Annotated in this window: 18 protein-coding genes; 14 read left to right on the forward strand and 4 right to left on the reverse strand. The window is 70.5% G+C overall.

Annotated features, from left to right (window positions below; translation table 11 throughout):
* Positions 1-6 precede the first annotated feature (6 nt).
* Both MME74_RS01900 and MME74_RS01905 read right to left on the reverse strand, forming a co-directional pair.
* A complete protein-coding gene (locus MME74_RS01900; protein WP_267416958.1) occupies positions 7-675 on the reverse strand; it encodes a DNA alkylation repair protein in 669 nt (222 codons plus the stop codon).
* A gap of 29 nt (positions 676-704) precedes the next feature.
* On the reverse strand, positions 705-1,742 hold the full coding sequence (locus tag MME74_RS01905; RefSeq protein WP_267416959.1) for an FUSC family protein: 1,038 nt from the start codon (positions 1,740-1,742) through the stop codon (positions 705-707).
* Between the two features lie 115 nt (positions 1,743-1,857).
* On the opposite strand from MME74_RS01905, the gene MME74_RS01910 reads away from it, so the two are divergent.
* The 9 genes from MME74_RS01910 to MME74_RS01950 all read left to right on the forward strand — a co-directional run bounded on the left by MME74_RS01910 (position 1,858) and on the right by MME74_RS01950 (position 11,638).
* Positions 1,858-2,916 carry a hypothetical protein gene (locus MME74_RS01910; protein WP_267416960.1) on the forward strand — a complete coding sequence of 353 codons (1,059 nt, stop codon included), beginning with the start codon at positions 1,858-1,860 and terminating at the stop codon, positions 2,914-2,916.
* Positions 2,917-3,010: 94 nt separating this feature from the next.
* A complete protein-coding gene (locus MME74_RS01915; RefSeq protein WP_267416961.1) occupies positions 3,011-3,247 on the forward strand; it encodes a hypothetical protein in 237 nt (78 codons plus the stop codon).
* A 56-nt stretch (positions 3,248-3,303) separates the two neighbouring features.
* Positions 3,304-6,192: a helix-turn-helix transcriptional regulator gene (locus tag MME74_RS01920; protein WP_267416962.1), complete on the forward strand. Its 2,889-nt coding sequence runs from the start codon at positions 3,304-3,306 to the stop codon at positions 6,190-6,192.
* A gap of 74 nt (positions 6,193-6,266) precedes the next feature.
* Complete coding sequence (locus MME74_RS01925) at positions 6,267-6,470, forward strand: cold-shock protein (RefSeq protein ID WP_017831237.1); 204 nt, start codon at positions 6,267-6,269, stop codon at positions 6,468-6,470.
* Positions 6,471-6,716: 246 nt separating this feature from the next.
* Positions 6,717-7,742, forward strand: a complete 1,026-nt coding sequence (locus MME74_RS01930; RefSeq protein ID WP_267416963.1) for an iron-siderophore ABC transporter substrate-binding protein — start codon at positions 6,717-6,719, stop codon at positions 7,740-7,742.
* A gap of 33 nt (positions 7,743-7,775) precedes the next feature.
* On the forward strand, positions 7,776-8,819 hold the full coding sequence (locus MME74_RS01935; protein WP_267416964.1) for a FecCD family ABC transporter permease: 1,044 nt from the start codon (positions 7,776-7,778) through the stop codon (positions 8,817-8,819).
* Entirely contained in the window at positions 8,816-9,889 is a 1,074-nt protein-coding gene (locus tag MME74_RS01940) for a FecCD family ABC transporter permease (RefSeq protein WP_267416965.1), read from the forward strand. The genes MME74_RS01935 and MME74_RS01940 overlap by 4 nt, the downstream gene beginning before the upstream one ends.
* Positions 9,886-10,686: an ABC transporter ATP-binding protein gene (locus MME74_RS01945; RefSeq protein WP_267416966.1), complete on the forward strand. Its 801-nt coding sequence runs from the start codon at positions 9,886-9,888 to the stop codon at positions 10,684-10,686. The genes MME74_RS01940 and MME74_RS01945 overlap by 4 nt, the downstream gene beginning before the upstream one ends.
* Positions 10,676-11,638, forward strand: coding sequence for a siderophore-interacting protein (locus MME74_RS01950; RefSeq protein ID WP_267416967.1), 963 nt, complete (start codon positions 10,676-10,678; stop codon positions 11,636-11,638). Before MME74_RS01945 ends, MME74_RS01950 begins: the two co-directional genes overlap by 11 nt.
* Here the strand turns inward: MME74_RS01950 and MME74_RS01955 are convergent.
* On the reverse strand, positions 11,605-12,579 hold the full coding sequence (locus tag MME74_RS01955; protein WP_267416968.1) for an aldo/keto reductase: 975 nt from the start codon (positions 12,577-12,579) through the stop codon (positions 11,605-11,607). The genes MME74_RS01950 and MME74_RS01955 overlap by 34 nt on opposite strands.
* A 116-nt stretch (positions 12,580-12,695) precedes the next feature.
* Here MME74_RS01955 and MME74_RS01960 point away from each other — a divergent pair, with 116 nt between their 5' ends.
* The 4 genes from MME74_RS01960 to MME74_RS01975 all read left to right on the forward strand — a co-directional run bounded on the left by MME74_RS01960 (position 12,696) and on the right by MME74_RS01975 (position 16,982).
* Positions 12,696-13,715 carry a hydroxyacid dehydrogenase gene (locus MME74_RS01960; RefSeq protein ID WP_267416969.1) on the forward strand — a complete coding sequence of 340 codons (1,020 nt, stop codon included), beginning with the start codon at positions 12,696-12,698 and terminating at the stop codon, positions 13,713-13,715.
* Between the two features lie 112 nt (positions 13,716-13,827).
* Positions 13,828-15,123 carry an ABC transporter substrate-binding protein gene (locus MME74_RS01965; RefSeq protein WP_267416970.1) on the forward strand — a complete coding sequence of 432 codons (1,296 nt, stop codon included), beginning with the start codon at positions 13,828-13,830 and terminating at the stop codon, positions 15,121-15,123.
* A gap of 57 nt (positions 15,124-15,180) precedes the next feature.
* Entirely contained in the window at positions 15,181-16,119 is a 939-nt protein-coding gene (locus MME74_RS01970; protein ID WP_267416971.1) for a carbohydrate ABC transporter permease, read from the forward strand.
* Positions 16,116-16,982: a carbohydrate ABC transporter permease gene (locus MME74_RS01975; RefSeq protein WP_267416972.1), complete on the forward strand. Its 867-nt coding sequence runs from the start codon at positions 16,116-16,118 to the stop codon at positions 16,980-16,982. Before MME74_RS01970 ends, MME74_RS01975 begins: the two co-directional genes overlap by 4 nt.
* 29 nt (positions 16,983-17,011) lie before the next feature.
* Here the strand turns inward: MME74_RS01975 and MME74_RS01980 are convergent, their stop codons facing one another.
* Positions 17,012-18,049 (reverse strand): LacI family DNA-binding transcriptional regulator, encoded by a 1,038-nt coding sequence (locus MME74_RS01980; protein ID WP_267416973.1) that lies wholly within the window; start codon positions 18,047-18,049, stop codon positions 17,012-17,014.
* 122 nt (positions 18,050-18,171) lie between these two features.
* Between MME74_RS01980 and MME74_RS01985 the strand changes: the two genes are divergently transcribed.
* Positions 18,172-19,617 carry an NAD-dependent succinate-semialdehyde dehydrogenase gene (locus MME74_RS01985; protein ID WP_267416974.1) on the forward strand — a complete coding sequence of 482 codons (1,446 nt, stop codon included), beginning with the start codon at positions 18,172-18,174 and terminating at the stop codon, positions 19,615-19,617.
* Positions 19,618-19,619: the final 2 nt, after the last annotated feature.

A 19,619-nucleotide genomic window follows, 5' to 3' on the forward strand; every position in this document is an offset into this window, starting at 1 on the left:
GGCGGCTCAGCCCTCGCGCCGCCGCACGATCTCACCGATCCAGAGCGGGGCGAAGGGCGAGGTGCATCCGGGCGCCGTCGGATAGTCGGCGAGTACCTGCAGCCGTTCGCCGATCTCCAGCGCCCTCGTGCGGTACTCGGGATGATAGATGCCGATGTTGGCGAGGGTCTCGTTCATGGCCCACTGCAGGCGCGACGGTGCATCCTTCATGTCCCGCTCGATCAGATCGAGCAGGTGTCGCAGATCCAGACCCTCGGGATCTTTCATCACCCGCACCGTCGTGAGCGACCAGGCGGCCGCCGCCACGGTCGGGTCGGCGTCGTCGAACCAGCGCAGCCGCAGCTCTTCGGCGAGCGGGGTCTTCTTGGCGACGTAGTTGACGAACCAGTCGTTCACCTTCGGCGGGCGCGTCTCGCGCAGCATGGCGTCGAGCTCGTCGGCGGTGAAGTCCCGCGGACGGCAGATCAGCAGCGCGAGCAGTCGCGCGGAGGTCTCGCCGGTCGCCCACAGCTCCTGTGCGAGGGGCTGGTCGGTCTTGATCCGCTTGGCGAGCGCACGCATCCGGCTGAGGTTGATGCCGTGGTCGTCGCCGCGCTTCTCGTTGGCGGCGCGCATCTTCGGGTCTTCGAGCGCCGCGAGCTCGCCCAGCGCCTCCGGGACGGTCATGTCGGACATGCCTCCAGCGTAGGCCGGAAGGACGGCCATCACTCCTCGTCGAGCAGTTCGCCGCGGATGCGACGGAGGTCCTCCATGAGCGACCCGATCAGGATCCAGTGCTGCGACGAGGGCGGGCGGATGACGAGCGGCGCCGTGAGGGCGGGGATCGCCGAGGTCAGGGTGTCGGGTTCCGGCGATGCGGCCGCCTCCTGCACGGCCAGCCGCACATCGTGACCGGCTCGGCGCAGCTGCTCGGCGATCGCGGTGACCGCCGGTTCCTCCCCGAGGGTGTCGTCGTAGTGGTCGAAGTAGGCGCGGGTCATGCCGATCGTCTGCGTCACGATGGGGGAGAGCCGTTCGAGCAGCTCCCGCATCTCGCGCAGATCCTCACGATGGGTCGAGCGCCGCGGGTTCAGGGTCAGCGACTCCTCCCCGGCGGCGATGGCGGCGTCCGCGGCGTCCTTCATGGGACGCAGCAGCCGCACCTCGAGCATCAGCTCCTGCAGCGCGGCCGGCGTCTGCGGTTCGGGGAGCGCGGCGGCGAGTCGTTCGAGGCTCGCCGCGAGCTCGCGCCCGAGCAGGCCCACATCCCGCCGGGCCGGCTCGACCAGCACCGGCGGCACGATGAGCGCGTTCACGACGATGCCGATCACGACGCCGATCAGCGTCTCGACGATGCGCGCGAACGCGTACTCGGGGCTGGAGGAACCCAGGGCCAGCACGAGCATCGCGGAGATCGCGACCTGGTTGCCGGTCCCGGGCGAGGCCCGGAAGATCCAGGCGACGAGCATCGCGACCACGATCGCCAGCAGCACGATCCAGCTCGGGGAGCCCAGCAGCAGCCCCAGGGCGACGGCGATCACGACGCCGGCGATCACCCCGATGCTGCGCTCGAGAGCCTTCGACAGCGACTGGTTGACGCTGGGCTGCACGACGAGGAGCGCGGCGATCGCGGCGAAGACGGGCAGCTGGGCGGGGAACACCCATCCGGCGATCAGCCACGCGGCGATCGTCGCCGCGGCCGACTTCACGACCTGCAGCAGCGGGGAGCGCTTGGTGGCGCGGATCGCGGCGGGGATGCGCATGGGGTCAACGCTAGTCGTGCGGATGGCGTCGCCGCGGACCGGTGTCCGTGCGCCGGACGGCCCCGAGCGCGCCAGGGGGTTCCCGCGCGTCCGGGGTGCGTGCTTGCATGAGCACATGGAGCGGGACGCGATGCTGCGCGACGAGACGAGGGCGGTCTGGGCGACCGTGATCTGCCTCGTGGTCGGCACGGTCGCCGGTGTGCTCCTCCTGGGCGGTGACCCGCGACCGCTCACCGGCGACGGCTCGCTCGCGATGCCGGCGGCGGTGGTCGCGGGAGTGATCGCGGCCGGCGCCTTCCTCACGAGCACGCTCCTGCATCGCCGCGGCGAGACGGCGCCGATGCCGCGCTGGCAGGCGGTGGTGTCCGACCTCTCGGCGTTCGCGCTGACCGTCGCCTTCGGTGCCGTCACGGTGATGGGCGTCCTCCTCGCCTCCGAGATCCTCGCCGTGGGGCTCCAGGGGCTGCGGCTCGCGGCGATCGGGGGCGGGCTGCTCACCGGGGTCGCCTCTGCCGTCGGCGGGCGGTTCGCGTTCGGCGCCGGCATCGGGCTGCGCACGGCCGACCTCGCCGCGCTCCTGTTCGGATTCCTCGTGATCGGCACGCTGTTCGCCATGGTCACCGCGGCCGACCCGCGCTGGTGGGAGGCCAACTTCTCGCAGCTCGGCTCCGGATGGGCCTTCAACGGCACGCTCGTCGTGGCCGGGCTGCTCGTGGCGACGGTCGGCTCCTACATCGGCCGGGACCTGCACCGGATGCGCGGCGACTCCGCTCTCGGACGCATCGCCGTCGTCGTCGCGCTGTGGGCGGCCACGGGCCTCGCGCTCGCGGCCGTCGGCCTGCTGCCGCTGCATCGCGTGCCGCTCCCGCACGACATCGCGGCGTTCGCGACCCTCGTGCTGTTCGTCGCCGCTGCGGGAGCGACCGTGGCGGCGATCCCGGGTGCTCCGCGGGCGCTGCTGATCACCTCGGTCGGCGTCGGCCTGCTCGTGGTCGTGGCCGTCGTGCTGTGGCTGCCGTTCGGCCTCTACCGGGCGACGGCGCTGGAGGCGATCATCGTCGGACTCGGGCTGCTGTGGATGGCCACCCTGGTCCGCGTGCTCGCGATCCTCGCGCCGGAGCAGTCCCGCCCGTCGGCTCGTCGGACCCTGCGGCGCTCCTCGCGGCATCCCTAGTCGCCTCGGCCGGAAAGATAGGGCATCCGTCCGATGTCGTCCGGGGGCCTCAGAGCGGACTGTAGGGATACAGCGAACCGTCGAGGAGAACCCCATGTTCGAGCACCCGTACTTCACCCAGCAGATCGCCGCCCACGAGCAGCAGCAGATCGAGCGCGCCGCCGAGCGGCGCCGCTTCCTCGCCGAGCACGCCGATCGGATCGTGCCGCGTTCCGAGGGAGCGGTGCGGCGGATGCTGCGCCGGGTCCTCCGCGGATCGGGTCGGACGCGCGGCGCGGCGTCCGGCCGCGAGAGCTCCGGATGCGAGCCGATCGCGGCTCCCGCACGGTGAGCGACGCCCGCGCGGGGACCGCCCCGAATGTCGGTCGGGAGTGGGACGATGAATCCATGCCCCCATCCGCTCCGAGCGCCGCGATGGTCGGTCGCGAGGCCGAGCTCGTCGAGGTGCGCCGACTGTTCGCCGGGGTCCGCGACGGCGTCCCCGCGGCGCTGCTCGTCGAGGGCGAGGCCGGTATCGGCAAGTCGCGCCTGGTGCGGGAGTTCGCCGCCGAGATCGCGCAGACCGCCGACGTGCACACGGGCTGGTGCCTCGACCTCGGGGCTTCGCGCACGCCGTACGGTCCGCTCACCGGCATCCTCCGCTCGATCGTCACGCACATGGGCGTCGATCGGGTGCGCGAGTCGGTCGGGGTCGGGGCCGAGGCGCTCGGCATGCTGCTCCCCGAACTCGTCGACGCCCCGACCGATCGCGAGCGCACGAGCCCCGAGCGTCTCCGCGATGCCATCGCGTCCCTGATCGAGGCGGCCGCCGAACGCGCCCCGCAGGTGCTCGTGGTCGAAGACCTGCACTGGGCCGACGAGTCGACCCTCGCGATCCTCTCCTTCCTCCTCCGTGCCCTCGGGCGCGGCCGCGTGCTGCTCCTCATCACCTGCCGCACCGACGACGTGCGCCGCGGCGATGCCGTGAGCCGCTTCATCGGCGAGGCCACGCGGGCCCGCCTGCTCGAGCGCCTCACACTCGCCCGCCTCGACGAAGACGCCGTGCGCGAGCTGGCCGAGCAGATCACCGGGCATCCGCTCTCGGAGACGGCCCTCGACCGTATGCAGGTGCGGGCCGAAGGCGTCCCCTTCTTCGTCGAGGAGATCGCGGGCTGCGCGAACGGGCCGCTCCCCGGCGGGCTCCGCGACCTGCTGCTGGCCCGCTTCGACCGGCTCGGCGACGACGCGCAGCACGTCGTGCAGGTCGTCTCCGGTGCGGAGCGCCCGCTGTCGCATCCGCTGATCACGCGCCTCACCGACCTGCCGGAGCAGCGCCTCGACGAGGCGATCCGCGAGGCGACCCGCAGCGGCATCCTCGTCGTGGTCGACGACGACTACCGCTTCCGGCACGCGCTCCTGCGCGAAGCCGTGCACGACGATCTGCTCCCCGGCGAACGGGCGCGCCTGCATCGCTCCTACGCCGAGACGCTCGAGGCGCAGTGCGCCGGACCGGACAGCGGCGATGCCGCCGCACTCGCCTACCACTGGCAGCTCGCGCAAGACGATCGGAAGGCCCTCATCGCCGCCGCCGATGCGATGCGCCATGCGAAGGCCAGATACGCGTTCGCCAGCGCGGCGCGCTTCGGGGAGCTGGTGCTGGAGCTGTGGCCGCAGGTGCCCGATGCCGCGGAGGCGGCGGGCGTCGAGCGCCTCGATCTGCTCCTCGTGCTCGGCTCGATCCTGCGCAACGCGGGCGACGGTGAGCGTGCGCTCGCCGTGGCGAATGTCGCGCTCGCCGAGGTCGACCCGGAGACCGTCGATCCGCGACTGCACGCCCGGCTCCTGCGCAACAAGGCGCTGTACCTCGTCAACCTCGGGCGGCTGGGGGCGATACCGCTGCTGCAGCAGGCCCTGGCCATCGCCGAGGAGCGTGTCGGCGACGAGGTGTTCCGCGCCGAGCTGCTGAACCAGCTCGCGAGCCGCCGCATGATCGCGGGAGACCGGGAGGAGGCGATCCGCCTCGCCGACGAGGCCGAACGCGGTGCCGCGGGGGCGTCGTCCACGGATCAGCTCTCCATCGCCGCGAACGTCCGCGGCGGCTCTCTGGCGCACCTCGGCCGGGTCGAGGAGGGCGTGCGCGAGTACGAGCGGGCGCGCGAGCTCGCGACCGGGTCGAACGCCGAGATGCGCTACCGCGTGAACTACTCCGACCTGCTCACGCTGCTCGGCCGCTACCGCGAGGCCGTCGAGGTCGCCGAGGAAGGGCTGCGTCGGGCTCGCGAGCTGCGCGTCGAACGCACCTCGGGGTCGATCATGGCGCAGAACATGGTCGTGCCCCTCCTCGAACTCGGCGAGATCGCCCGGGTCGAGGAGATGCTGTCGCGCGATTTCGTGCAGGGGACGCTCCGGGTGTTCCGGATGTACATGAGCATGACCCGCGTGCGCGTGCTGGCCTGGCGCGGCCGCTCGGCGGAGGCGGCGGATCTGCTGCGCGACTGGCTGCCCGCGTTCCAGGAGACCGGCGTCTCCGAACGGCAGATCTGGTACGACCGGGTGATGATGACGGTCGCGGTGGCCGAGAGCGAGGGCGACCTCCGCGGCGCGCTCGACACGATCCTCGAGATGCTGCAGGACGGGCAGCCGGCCCTGCTCCATCAGCGTCGACTGCTGCTGGAGGGCGGGGCGATCATCGCCGAGCTGCGTGCCGACGGGGCCGAGGTGGCGACGGACTCCGACGCGCTGCGCGCCGCCTGGCGCGCGCAGCCCGCGCAGCTGCAGGACGATGCGTGGTCGACGATCATCGACGCCCTGCTCGACCCGCGCCCCGAGGCGATCGACCGGGCGATGCGCTGCGCGGACGGCGACGACGTGCCGGTGACCTTCCGGGTCGTCCTGCGCCTCGAGCGGGCGCGGCTGCTGGTGCAACAGGGAGATCGCGCCGCGGCGTCGGCCCTGCTCGCCGAGGCGGCCGACGCGGCCGAGGTCCTCGGCAACGCACAGCTGCAGAGCGCGGTCGCGCGGTTCGCCACGGACGCCGGTCTCGGAGCCCGCTCTTCGGGCGGAGACCCCTCCGGCACCGACCCGCTCACGGCGCGGGAGCGCCAGGTGCTCGAACTCATCGCCGAGGGGCTGAGCAACCGTCAGATCGGGGAGCGGCTGTTCATCAGCGTGAAGACCGTGAGCGTCCACGTGTCGGCCGTCCTGCGGAAACTCGGGGTGAGCACGCGCACCGAGGCGGCGGTTCTGCAGAAGAATCCGACGTTCAGTGCTGGCCGTCAGCCTGCCGTGGTACCGTGACAGAGCGCGCGTGTCGGATGTTCCGATTCGGCGTAGGCCGTGTAAACGGCTAAGTCAACAGAAAGTAGAAACACATGGCCACTGGCACTGTGAAATGGTTCAACGCGGAAAAGGGCTTCGGCTTCATCGCTCCCGATGACGGCTCGGACGACCTCTTCGCCCACTACTCGGCTATCGCCGGCTCCGGTTTCAAGGAGCTCCGCGAGAACCAGAAGGTCGAATTCGACGCTGAGCGTGGCCCCAAGGGCATGCAGGCGGCGAACATCCGCGCTCTCTGAGCGCGCGCTGACTTCCTGAAGCCGGTCGGATCCTCACGGATCCGGCCGGTTTTTTCGTGCGGTCGCATGGCCGTCGAACGCCGCGAGGGGCTCCGTCCAGGTGCTGTGGGCGGCGATCCGACCGGTGCGAAGGCAGGAGATCGGGAGTGAGGTTGCCCTAACCTCCGTGTTAGATTAGGCCAGGCTTACCAAAGGCTGGGCGCTCTTCTCGCCCGAACCCCCTCCCCCCGAACGAAGGGAACGCCTGTGCGCACCTCTCGAATCCTCGCCATCGGCGCGGCCGCCGCGCTCGCCGTCGGCCTCTCCGCCTGCGCGTCCTCCGCCCCGGAGTCGACAGCGACCACCGGCGGCAACCCCGCGTCCGACGATGCCTTCCCCGTCACCGTCGAGCACATCTACGGCGAGACCACCATCACCGAGAAGCCCGAGCGGATCGCGACCGTCGCCTGGGCGAACCACGAGGTGCCGCTGGCCCTCGGCATCGTCCCGGTCGGCATGAGCAAGGCCGCCTGGGGAGACGACGACGGCAACGGCGTGCTGCCCTGGGTCGAGGACAAGCTCGACGAGCTGGGCGCCGAGACCCCGGTGCTGTTCGACGAGACCGACGGCATCGACTACGAGGCCGTCGCCGACACCCAGCCGGACGTGATCCTCGCCGCGTACTCCGGCCTCTCCCAGGAGGAGTACGACACGCTCTCCAAGATCGCGCCGGTCGTGGCGTTCCCCGAGGTCAAGTGGGGGACCTCGCTGGACGACATGATCGAGATGGACTCCCGGGCCCTCGGCCTCGAGAAGGAGGGCGAGGCGCTGATCGATCAGCTGCACGCCGACGCCGAGAAGGCGCTCGAGGCCCACAGCGTGCTGAAGGACAAGAAGGTCCTGTTCTCGTACATCGATCCGACCGACCTGAGCCAGGTCGGCTACTACACGGCGATCGACACCCGCCCGGGCTACCTGCACGACCTCGGCCTGCCGTTCCCCTCGATCGTCGAGGAGAACAAGGACAGTGACGAGTTCTACCTGACGGTCAGCTCGGAAGAGGCGCAGAAGTTCGACGACGTCGACCTGTTCATCACCTACGGCGACGAGTCGATCATCCCGCTGCTGCAGGCCGACCCGCTGCTGTCGAAGATCCCGGCCATCGCCGAGGGCCGCATCGCGGTCCTCCCGGATGCCACGCCGATCGCGGCCTCCGCGAACCCGTCGCCGCTGTCGGTCCCGTGGGGTCTCGACGACTACTTCGCGATCCTGGCTGCACCGCTCGAGAAGTGATCCCCCGTCCGCAGCAGCGGAGTGGATGACGCAGTGACCTCAGCAACCGCCATCGCACCGGGAGCCGCCGACCTGCGGCGCCCGGTGCTGGTGCGCACCCTCTGGCTCGTCGTCGGCGTGGTGGTGCTGCTCGTCCTCAGCGTGCTCTCCGTCTCGTTCGGCGTGCGCGCGGTCTCGTTCGACGACATCGTCGCGGCCCTCGGCGGTCACACCGACACGATCGCCCAGGCCGCCATCGTCAAGCGCATCCCCCGCACGGTGCTCGCGCTCCTGGTCGGCGCCGCGCTCGCGCTCTCCGGGGCGACGATGCAGGCGGTGACGCGCAATCCGATCGCCGACCCCGGCATCCTCGGCGTCTCCAACGGCGCCTCGCTCGCCGTCGTCTGCGGCATCGCGTTCTTCGGCCTCACCGACCCGTACGGGCAGATGGCGTTCGCGATCGCCGGCGCCGGGCTCGCCGCGGTCTTCGTGTACACGGTCGGCTCGCTCGGACGCGGAGGCGCGACGCCCCTCAAGCTCGCGCTCGCCGGCGCGGCCACCTCGTCCGCCTTCGCCTCGCTCATCAGCGCGGTGATGCTGCCCCGCGTCGATCTCATGCAGACGTTCCAGTCCTGGCAGATCGGCGGCGTGGGCGGCGCGGAGTGGCCGCGCATCGCGCTCACGGCTCCGTTCCTCGCGCTCGGCGCGCTGATCTGCTTCCTCTGCGCCCGCGGCATGAACTCCCTGGCCCTCGGCGACGACATGGCGAAGGGGCTCGGCGAGCACGTGCTCCGCACCCGCATGGTGTCCGCGCTGGGCGCGGTGATCCTCGCCGGCGCCGCGACGGCCATCGCCGGGCCCATCGGCTTCGTCGGCCTGATCATCCCGCACGTGTGCCGGATGCTCGTCGGCACCGATCACCGCTGGCTGCTGCCGTTCTCGGCCCTCGCCGGGGCCGCGCTGCTGACCGCGAGCGACATCGTCGGCCGCGTGATCGCCCCGTCGTCGGAGGAGATCCAGGTCGGCATCATCACCGCGATCATCGGCGCCCCGTTCTTCATCTGGATCGTCCGTCGGCAGAAGGTGCGTGAGCTGTGAGGACGACCGAGCACACCCTCGATCGGGTCGACGAGCCGGCCTCCGCGCGGCTCGCCCGGATCGTGTCCGGCCGCCGATCCCGCCATCGTCGTCACGCGATCGCCACGATCGTCCTCGGTGTCCTCGTGCTCGCGCTCTTCGCCGTGGCGCTCATGGTGGGCAACACCTTCTACACGCCCGACGAGGTGATCCGCGTGATCCTGGGCCAGACCGTGCCCGGCGCCTCCTTCACGGTGGGCGACCTGCGGCTGCCGCGGGCGATCCTGGCGGTCCTCACCGGCATCGGCTTCGGGATGGCGGGTGTCTGCTTCCAGACGATGCTGCGCAACCCGCTCGCCTCGCCCGACATCATCGGCATCTCGAACGGCGCCGGGGCGGCGGCGGTCTTCGGCATCGTGGTGCTGTCCGTCAACGGCCCGGTCGTGTCGGTGCTCGCGCTCGGCGGCGCGATCCTCACCGCCTTCACGATCTACCTGCTCTCGATCAAGGGCGGCTTCGCCGGCACGCGACTGATCCTGATCGGCATCGGCGTCGCGGCGATGCTGCAGAGCGTCGTCTCCTACCTGCTCTCGCGCGCTCCGAACTGGGACATCCAGACCGCCATGCAGTGGCTGACCGGAAGCCTCAACAACGCGTCCTGGGAGCGGGTGCTGCCGATGGCGATCGCCGCGGCGATCATCGTGCCGCTGATGCTGTCGCAGGGTCGTGCGCTCGGGACGCTCCAGCTGGGAGACGACTCCGCGGCCGGCCTCGGCGTGCGCGTGAACACCACGCGCCTGCTGCTCATCCTCGGCGCGGTCGCGCTGCTCGCGTTCGCGACCGCGGCGACCGGACCGATCGCGTTCGTCGCATTCATGGCCGGGCCCATCGCCGCGCGCATCACCGGCCCCGGTGCCAACCTGCTCCTGCCGTCGGCATTCGTCGGCGCCGTGCTGGTGCTCGGTGGCGATCTGATCGGCCAGTTCGCGTTCGGCACCCGCTACCCCGTCGGCGTCATCACCGGCGTGGTCGGCGCGCCCTATCTGATCTACCTCCTCATCCGCACCAACCGTTCCGGGGGTTCGCTATGACCGTCTCGCACAGCCTGTCCGCTGACGGGGTGACGCTCGCGTACGGGGACCGCACCATCATCGACGGTCTCGACCTGCAGATCGCGCCGGGCCGGATCACGACCATCGTCGGAGCGAACGGATGCGGGAAGTCGACGCTGCTGCGCTCACTGGCCCGCCTGCTCTCGCCGACCGAGGGACAGATCGTCCTCGACGGCAAGTCCGTGCACGCGCGTCCCACCAAGGAGGTCGCGCGCATCCTCGGCCTGCTGCCGCAGTCGCCGGTCGCGCCCGAGGGCATCGCGGTCGCCGACCTGGTCGGGCGCGGCCGCCATCCCCATCAGAAGATGCTCGCGCGCTGGAGCACGCACGACTACGAGGTGGTGGCCGACGCCCTCGACGCGACCGGCATCTCCGACCTCGCCGACCGCAGTGTCGACGAGCTCTCGGGCGGTCAGCGGCAGCGCGTGTGGATCGCGATGGCCCTGGCGCAGGAGACCGACATCCTGCTGCTGGACGAGCCCACCACGTTCCTCGACGTCGCGCACCAGGTCGAGGTGCTCGACCTGCTCACCGACCTGAGCGTCTCGCGCGGCACCACCATCGTCATGGTGCTGCACGACCTGAACCTGGCCGCGCGCTACGCCGACGAGCTGGTCGCCATGAAGGACGGCAGGGTGCACGCGACGGGCGCACCGCAGGATGTCGTCACCGCCGAACTCGTCCACGAGGTCTTCGGCCTCGCCAATCAGATCACCATCGACCCGGTCTCCGGGAAGCCGATGGTCACACCCATCGGGAGGCACCATGTCCGCTGAGACGACCACGACCGAGCGTCCGACCTACATCCTCACCCGCGCCGAGGTCCGCGCCGTCGTGCGCATCTCGCCGTCGTTCGTGCGGGTGACCTTCGGCGGCGACGAGCTGTTCGAGTTCGGAACTCCCGGCGAGGTGTTCGACAGCCGCATCAAGCTCGTCTTCCCCCCGGCCTCCGGCGTGCTGCCGGAGCTCGACCGGGCCTCCGACAACTGGTGGCAGGCGTTCCTGGCGGTGCCGGAGGAGGAGCGCGGCTCCATGCGCACCTACTCCGTGCGCGAGCTGCGCGTCGACCCGGAGACCGGGACCGAGGTGGACGTCGACTTCGTGCTGCACCTGGAGCCCGGACTGACCGGTCCCGCATCGCTGTGGGCGAGCCAGGCGGCGGTCGGCCAGGAGCTCTACCTGGTCGGGCCGCGGCGAGGGGTCGAGGCCGATGCGCACGGCGGGGCCGAGTACGTGCCGGGAACCGCGTCGTCGGTGGTGCTCGCGGGCGACGAGACGGCCGCTCCGGCGATCGCCCGGATCCTGGAGGACGCTCCTCGCGACCTGCGCGGTGTCGCGTTCATCGAGGTGCCGTCTCCGGCCGACATCCTGCGCATCGACGTGCCCTCGGGCGTCGAGGTGCACTGGCTGCCCCGCGACGCCGGCGAGCCGCACGGGCGGCGACTGATCCCGGCCGTGCTCGCCCACCTCGGGGATGCCGACGCCGCGGACGAGATCCGCGTGAAGGACATCGACGGCGAGGACCTCGTGTGGGAGACGCCGGAATACTCGGGGCTCGGTGAGGACATCGCGGCGGCCGAGGCCCCGGCCGAACGCTACTTCTGGATCGCGGGGGAGAGCGGCGTGGTCACCACGCTGCGCCGGCATCTCGTCAAGGACCTGGGCATCGACCGCGGGCAGGTCGCCTTCATGGGCTACTGGCGCCGCGGTGTCGCCATGCGCGGCTGAGGGGGAGCGGAGGGTCGGTCTGCGGGCGGATCCTGCCAGCCCCGCGGGTCCGAGTCGAGCCCGCGCAGCGCGTCGAGCAGCTCATCGTCGACCGTCACCTCGAGGAGCTCCCTGGTGGCCCGCAGGTCGTCCACCGTGCGCATGCCGATGATCGTGCGGTCGATGCGAGGATCCTCGGTGGAGAACGCGAGGGCTGCGGCGATGAGCGGGACGCCGGCTGCGGTGCAGAGCGCGGCCGTCTGCTCCGCCGTCCGGCGCACGCTCGGTGCTGCGGGACCATAGGCGTAGCGCTCGGTGGGCGGCGGCCAGGCGGTGAGGAAGCCGCCTCCGTAGGGGGAGGCGTTCGTGACGTGCACGCCGAGCGCGTGCGCGTGGTCGAGCAGACGGTCGGCGCTGCGGTCGGCCAGCGTGTAGCGGTTGTGGGTGATGAGCGCCTCGAAGAGACCGGTGTCGAGATAGCGCCGCATGAGGTCGGGGGGCCCGCCCGCGACGCCGAGGGTTCCGATGATCCCCGCTTCGCGAGCCGCGACCAGCGCGGCGACCGGACCGTCGGCGGCGAAGGCCTGCTCCCAGCTGATGTTCTCGGGGTCGTGCAGGTAGACCACCGGCAGACGGTCGAACCCGAGGCGGGTCCGGCTCTCGTCGAGGGAACGGCGCACGCGGGCGCCGGAGAAGTCCCCGGTCGTCATGTCGCGGTCCGCCTTGGTCTGGATCGTGAAGCCGTCGGGGACGATGCCGTACTCCCGGATCGCCATGCCGATCCGCTCTTCGCTGGCTCCGAAGCCGTAGTTGTTCGCGGTGTCGAGCACGCGCACGGTCGGGTCCTCGAAGAGCTCGTGCACGAGGTCGATCGACTCGGCGAGGGGAACGTCGTCTCCGACGCTCGCCGGGTTCCACTGCACCCAGCTGCCGGAGCCGGCCGCGATCTTCGACGTCGTCACCGCGATCGTCTCCCTTCGTGTGCGTCACGTGATTCCGGATGCTGGTACATTCTCGGAATGCGGTTTCCCGCGGACTGATCGTAGCCCGCCGCCGCCGCATCCGACAAGGAGAATCGATGATCCTTCCCCCGAGCCAGGCGGAGAGCGCGCGCCCGCCCGCGCAGTTCGTGATGCGACGCGGTCTCGTGACCCAGCTGTTCGCTCCCGAGCAGTTCGCGGCTCTCGGCGCCCTGCTGGACTTCGGTGATCGCCCGGTGACGCAGACCCTGGACGATCCGCGCCTCGACACGGTCCACACGCTCATCACCGGATGGGGCTGCCCGCGGATCGGGCCGGAGGAGCTGGACCGCATGCCGGCCCTCCGTGCGATCCACCACGCGGCGGGAACGGTCAAGGAGCATCTCGACCCCGAGGTCTGGCATCGCGGGATCCGCGTGACGTCCGCGGCCGCGGCGAACGCCGTGCCCGTCGCGGAGTACACGCTCGCCATGATCCTTCTCGAGGGCAAGGGCGTCGCGGCGGCCGCGACCGCCCACCGCCGGGATCCCGCACGCGACCTCTCGCCCCTGTTCGAGGGCATCGGCAACCATCGGCGCCGCATCGGCATCCTGGGCGCATCGAAGATCGGGCGGCGGGTGATCGCGCTGCTGCGCGGCTTCGACCTCGATGTCGCGGTGAGCGATCCGTATCTGCGTGAGGACGATCCGATCCGCGAGGACGCCCGGGTGGTCGACCTCGACGAGCTCTTCGCGAGCAGTGACATCGTGAGCGTCCACGCGCCGCTGCTCCCCGACACCGTCGGTCTCGTGAGTCGCCGACTGCTCGGGCTGATGCCCGACGGAGCGACCCTGATCAACACCGCGCGGGGTCCGATCGTGGACCATGCGGCCCTCGTCGACGAGGTCCGGGCCGGGCGGCTGCGGGCCGTGCTCGACGTCACGGATCCGGAGCCGCTCCCCGCGGGGCATGTGCTCCTCGAGTCGCCGTCGGTGATCGTCACCCCGCACATCGCGGGCGCGCTGGGCAACGAGCTCCGCCGTCTGGGGGAGTCCGTCGTCGGCGAGGTGCAGAGGGTCTCCCGCGGTGAGGACGCGGCGCACGCCGTGTCGCTCGGCGAGCTCGCGGCGATGGCGTGAGCAGCGGCTTGACAGCCATGCGACGTATCCTTATTCTCTAGGGAAAGCGCATTCCGACATCGCTTTCCCTCCGTCTACCCGAAGACATTCCCCCCATCAAAGGAGATGCACCATGAGAAGGACCCTGTTGGCCGCCGGGGCGATCGTCGCCTCTGCCGCGCTGCTCGCCGGTTGCGGCGCCGGAACCGGAACCGAGAACGAGAGCAGCGGGCCCGTCACGCTGCAGATGTGGTCGTGGGACCCGTCGATGCCCGAGATCGCGAAGGTCTGGAACGAGTCGCACCCCGACATCCAGGTCGAGGTCACCGACCCCGCGGGCGGCAACGAACTCGTCAGCCGCATCCTCACCGCGCACAAGTCCGGTGACGCCGCCGACATCGTGAAGGTCGAGTACCAGGCGCTGCCGGCACTCGTCGCGAACGGGGTCGCCGCCGACATCACCGAGTACACGAAGGACGCGGCGGACAGCTTCACGCCCGCGGCCTTCGACCAGGTGTCGTTCGACGGCAAGGTCTTCGGCCTGCCCCAGGACTTCGCGCCGCTGGTGTTCTTCTACCGGCACGACATCTTCGAGCAGTACGGCCTCACGCCGCCTACCACGTGGGACGAGTACGCCGACGTCGCCCGCAAGCTGCACGAGGCCGACCCGAGCAAGTACCTCGGCACGTTCAGCTCGGCGGACCCGGGCTGGTTCACCGGTCTCACCCAGCAGGCCGGAGCGAACTGGTGGTCCGCCGAGGGCGACACCTGGAAGGTCGCGATCGACGACGCCGACTCGGTGAAGGTCGCCGACTACTGGCAAGGCCTGATCGACGAGGGCGTCATCAAGGGCGAGCCGTTCTGGTCGCCGCAGTGGAACAAGGAGATGGACGACGGCACGTACGCCGGATGGATCTCCGGTGCCTGGGCCCCCGCCCAGTTCGGCGGCATCGCCCCCAACACCAAGGGCAAGTGGACGATGACCGCGCTTCCGGACTGGAACGCGGGCGACGCCACCACGGGAATCTGGGGCGGGTCGGCGACGGCCGTCACCACCGACTCGAAGCACCCGAAGGAGGCGGCCGCGTTCATCGACTGGTTCAACACCAGCGACGAGGCGCTCGCTCTCCAGGTCGAGAAGATCAACATCTTCCCGGCGGCCATCAACGGGCAGAAGCTCGACGCCCTGCAGACGCCTCCCGCGTACATGCCGAACCAGCCCGACTACTACTCGACGGTCGCGAAGATCTCCGAGGGTGCGCGCACGTTCGACCTCTGGGGTCCGAACGCGACGGTCACGTTCGGCGCGTACAACGACGGCTTCGCCGCGGCCATCGAATCCGGCTCGTCCTTCTCCGACGTGTTGAAGAACATGCAGGAGACCACGGTCGCCGACATGAAGAAGCTCGGCTTCACCGTCGAGAAATAGCATTCCCGGTGGGTGGGGCGCAGTCGCCCCACCCACCGTCCCGAGAGAAGGACAGACGTGACCACCACCACCGCCCCGCGGCGATCGAGCCGGCGGACCGAGGAAGAACCGCGCGGCCGACGTCGACAGAGGACGAACGCCGGCTTCGCACTCGCGCTGCTGACGCCCGCTCTGATCCTGCTCGCCCTCTTCACCCTCGCCCCGGCGATCTACGCGCTCATCCTCAGCCTGATGCAGCGCCGGATCTCCGGTGGACTGCTGGGCGGGGACTCGACGCTCGAGTTCGTCGGGATCGAGAACTACGTCGCCGCCTTCCTCGACTCCGAGCTTTGGGCGGGCCTCGGGCGCATGCTGATCGTCGCGGGCATCGGCGTGCCGGGCACCATCATCCTCGCCGCGCTCTTCGCGCTCTGCCTGGATGCGGACCGCACCCGCCTCATCGGCGTCTGGCGGATCCTCATCTTCCTGCCCTACGCGGTCCCCGGTGTGATCGCCTCCCTGCTCTGGGGCTTCCTCTACCTTCCGGCCACCAGTCCGATCGGCGGCGAGGTCATCGACTTCTTCGGGGGGACGGAGATCTTCTTCTCCGTCGCGAACATCGCCGTCTGGGGAGTGGTCGGCTTCAACATGGTGATCATGTACACGGCCCTGCGCGGGCTGCCGCAGGAGATGTACGAGGCCGCGAAGCTCGACGGTGCCGGCGAGCTCCAGATCGCGCTGCGCATCAAGCTGCCGCTGATCCGGCCGGCGATCGTGATGTGCTCGCTCTTCTCCGTGCTCGGCGCCCTGCAGCTGTTCAACGAGCCGACGACCCTGCGCCCGCTCGCGAACGCGATCTCGTCGACCTGGGTGCCGCTGATGAAGGTCTACACCGACGCCTTCGTCAACGACGACATCCACCGCGCCGCGGCCACCTCGCTGCTGCTCGTGGTGCTCACGGTCGGGGCATCCGTCCTCGTGAACCGTGTCGGAATCCTGATCGGAAAGAAGCGATGACCGCCGTCGTGTCCAGCCCTCGGCGTCGGAGCCGCACCAACCTCTTCTCCACGATCGTCCTGTTCGTCGGCGCGCTGTACTGCGTGCTGCCGGTGCTGTGGATCGTGATCGCGGCGACCAAGAGCAGCACGGAGCTGTTCTCCACGCCCACCGCGCTCCCGTCGTTCACCGGCGGCCTGTTCGAGAACATCGCCGAGCTGCTCGCCTACCGCGACGGCATCTTCGGGCGCTGGATGCTCAACTCCGCGCTCTACGCGGGCGGCGGCGGCATCGCCTCGACTCTCATCGCCGCAGCCGCGGGGTACGCCCTCGCCAAGTACCGGTTCCGGGGGAGCACGTCGATCTTCCGGATCATCGTCGCGGCCGTGCTGCTGCCCCAGATCATGCTCGCGATCCCGCAGTACCTGCTGCTGGCGCAGTTCGGCATGACCAACAACTACTTCTCGGTGATCCTGCCGCTGCTGGTGAGTCCGTACGCGATCTACCTGTGCAAGATCTACGCCGAGGCGTCGGTGCCGAACGAGATCATGGAGGCCGCGCGCATCGACGGGGCCACGGAATGGCGCATCTTCCTGTCGACGGGTCTGCGGCTGATGTCACCCGCCCTGGTGACCGTGTTCCTGCTGCAGTTCATCGCGATCTGGAACAACTTCCTGCTGCCGTTCATCATGCTGACGGACGACTCGAAGTTCCCGCTCACTCTCGGGCTCTACGCGATGCTCCGCGCCGGCGCCTCCCAGGCCGCGCTCTACTCGCTCGTGATCACGGGTGCGGCGATCGCGATCATCCCGGTCGTCGCCCTGTTCCTGTCGCTGCAGCGGTTCTGGCGTCTCGACCTCATGTCGGGCGGTGTCAAGGCATGACCCGCCGGCGCCGCACGTCGCCCTCGGACTCAGCGGGGCGGTGTGCTCGCGCGCACCACCGGGTGGGTGGGGATGACGCGTCGGCGCAGGTCCTCGGGCGCGGCCGTGGCGCGGTGGATCGCCTCGGCGGCCACCTCGTCGAGCGGCACGTGCACGCTCGTGAGGGGCGGCACGACATCGCGCAGCGTCGTGATGTCGTCGAACCCGGCGACGCCGATCCGCCCCGGGGTCTCGATGCCGCGCTCGCGGAGGCCGTTCAGTGCGCCCAGGGCGAGGACGTCGGTCACGGCGAACACGAGATCCGCCGACGCGAGGACGTCGTCGTCGAGCGTCGCCAGGAGTTCCCGCGCGCCGTCCCAGTGGAACCCGGGCCGCAGCACGCGCGACGGCGGGATCGCGATGCCGGCCTCCGCGAAGCCGGCCGTGAAGCCGTCGATCCGCTCCTGCATGGAACGCAGCGGCAGGTCGCTCCCCAGGAGCAGCGGCGAGCGGTAGCCACGCGCCACCATCTCGACCGCGAGGCGACGAGCGCCCTCGAAGTTGTCGAAGTACACGGTCTCGAACGGCATGTCGGTGCGGCTGATCAGCACCACGCGCCCGCCGGTCTCCTGGTAGCGCAGCAGCTCGGCCTCGACGGCCGGATCGGAACGCGAGTCGGTGTAGCCGGTGCCGGCGAGGATGATCGCGCGCGGCTGCTCGCCGCGGAGCTCGCGGACCAGCTCGAGCTCGCGCTCGGTGCGGCGCGAGCTGACGGCGAGGGAGACGCGCAGGTCGATCTCCTCCGCCGCGTTCATGATCGCCGCGGTCATCGCCGAGAAGTAGGCGTCCGCGATGCCGCCCGTGATGAGGGCGATCCGGTGCGATGCGCCCCGCGCCACGGCCTGCGCCGCGATGTTCGGCGCGTAGCCGAGCTGACGCGCCGCGCCGAGCACGCGTTCGCGGTATCCATCGTCGACGCGCCGAGCCGAGCCGTTCACGACGCGCGACGCGGTCGACTGGGAGACGCCGGCCAGGCGTGCGACGTCCGAGAGGGTGGGCGGTCGTCCGCCACGCGCATCGAGAGTCATCGTGAAGAAGACTATCGCGAACCATGCAGGAATGCGCTTTCTGCTTCTATCAGGCTTACCATTGGTAACAATCAAGACATGTGGGACAGCGCATTCCCACCCAGAGGATCTGAGGTGCTTCCATGACGTCAACGGAATCCGGATACCCGGAGATCGAGCTTCTGGTGGACGGACGGCGCATCGGCGCCGCCGACCGTGAGACGGCCGCCGTGGAGAACCCGGCGACCAGGAAGGTGATCGGGCGGGTGCCGCTCGCGACGGCGGAGGACATCGCCGATGCGCTCGCCGGCGCCGGTCGTGCCGCCGAAGCGTGGCGGGACACCTCGCCGCACCACCGCGCCGCGATCCTCATGCGTGCGGCACAGCTGCTGCGCGACCGACGCGAGCCGATCGCCCGTGCCATGACGCTCGAGAACGGCAAGCCCTACGGCGACTCGCTCGGCGAGGTCGACTACACCGCCGACATCATCGACTCCCTGGCCACCGAGGCGCCCCGCGCCTACGGGGTCGTCCTCCCCACCGCCGGAGACGAGGGGCGCACCCTGGTCGTCACCGAGCCGGTGGGTCCGGTCGCCGCCTTCACGCCGTGGAACTATCCCCTCACGGTGCCGGGGCGCAAGGTCGCCGCCGCCCTCGCCGCCGGCTGCACGGTCGTCATCAAGCCCGCGGAGGAGACCCCCGCCAGCGCCGTCGCCCTCGCGGACGCCCTCGTCGACGCCGGTCTGCCCGACGGCGTGCTGAGCATGCTGTTCGGCGACCCGGCGCAGATCTCCGAGACGCTGATCGCCTCGCCCGTCATCCGCAAGGTCTCGTTCACGGGGTCGATCGGCGTGGGCAAGCACCTCGCCCGCCTGGCCGGAGACGCGGCGAAGCCCGTGATGCTCGAGCTCGGCGGACACGCACCGGTCCTGGTCTTCGACGACGTCGACGTGGAGGAGGTCGCGCGGCAGGCCCTCGGCGCCAAGCTCCACAACACGGGGCAGTCGTGCGGGTCTCCCGTGCGCTTCTACGTGCACGAGTCGGTCCACGCGCAGTTCGTCGCCCGCTTCGGCGAGCTTCTCGCGGCCGCACGCACCGGTGACGGCTTCGACGAGGCGACGGAGATGGGCCCGCTCGCGAACTCGCGCCGCTACGACGCGATGGCCCCGTTCGTCGAGGACGCGGTCGAGCGCGGGGCGACGGTCGTCGCCGGCGGTTCGGGAGACGACAGCGTCGGCTACTACTGGCCCGCCACGCTCCTCGCCGACGTCCCGGACGACGCCCTCGTGATGCACGATGAGCCGTTCGGACCGATCGCGGCCACGAGCGTGTTCACCGACGAGGACGAGGTGATCGCCCGGGCGAATGCCCTCCCGTACGGCCTCGCCGCCTACGTGTTCACGAAGGATGCCGACCGGGCGCTGCGTCTGCCGCGTCGCCTGGACGTCGGGATGGTGAGCGTCAACAAGTTCGGCGTCGGTGCCCGGGACACGTTCTTCGGCGGACGCAAGGAGAGCGGCTTCGGCTCGGAGGGCGGCCCCGAAGCCGTGCACGAGTACCTGGTCAAGAAGCTGATCTCGCAGGGATAGAT

The organism is Microbacterium oxydans (assembly GCF_026559675.1).
GTDB classification, from domain to species: Bacteria; Actinomycetota; Actinomycetes; order Actinomycetales; family Microbacteriaceae; genus Microbacterium; species Microbacterium oxydans_D.

Coding starts and splice junctions, on each gene's coding strand:
- MME74_RS01925 (WP_017831237.1), top strand. CDS start 6,267: ATGGCCACTGGCACTGTGAAATGGTTCAACGCGGAAAAGGGCTTCGGC.
- MME74_RS01975 (WP_267416972.1), top strand. CDS start 16,116: ATGACCGCCGTCGTGTCCAGCCCTCGGCGTCGGAGCCGCACCAACCTC.
- MME74_RS01980 (WP_267416973.1), bottom strand. CDS start 18,049: ATGACTCTCGATGCGCGTGGCGGACGACCGCCCACCCTCTCGGACGTC.
- MME74_RS01900 (WP_267416958.1), bottom strand. CDS start 675: ATGTCCGACATGACCGTCCCGGAGGCGCTGGGCGAGCTCGCGGCGCTC.
- MME74_RS01915 (WP_267416961.1), top strand. CDS start 3,011: ATGTTCGAGCACCCGTACTTCACCCAGCAGATCGCCGCCCACGAGCAG.
- MME74_RS01965 (WP_267416970.1), top strand. CDS start 13,828: ATGAGAAGGACCCTGTTGGCCGCCGGGGCGATCGTCGCCTCTGCCGCG.
- MME74_RS01960 (WP_267416969.1), top strand. CDS start 12,696: ATGATCCTTCCCCCGAGCCAGGCGGAGAGCGCGCGCCCGCCCGCGCAG.
- MME74_RS01950 (WP_267416967.1), top strand. CDS start 10,676: ATGTCCGCTGAGACGACCACGACCGAGCGTCCGACCTACATCCTCACC.
- MME74_RS01920 (WP_267416962.1), top strand. CDS start 3,304: ATGCCCCCATCCGCTCCGAGCGCCGCGATGGTCGGTCGCGAGGCCGAG.
- MME74_RS01945 (WP_267416966.1), top strand. CDS start 9,886: ATGACCGTCTCGCACAGCCTGTCCGCTGACGGGGTGACGCTCGCGTAC.
- MME74_RS01910 (WP_267416960.1), top strand. CDS start 1,858: ATGGAGCGGGACGCGATGCTGCGCGACGAGACGAGGGCGGTCTGGGCG.
- MME74_RS01905 (WP_267416959.1), bottom strand. CDS start 1,742: ATGCGCATCCCCGCCGCGATCCGCGCCACCAAGCGCTCCCCGCTGCTG.
- MME74_RS01985 (WP_267416974.1), top strand. CDS start 18,172: ATGACGTCAACGGAATCCGGATACCCGGAGATCGAGCTTCTGGTGGAC.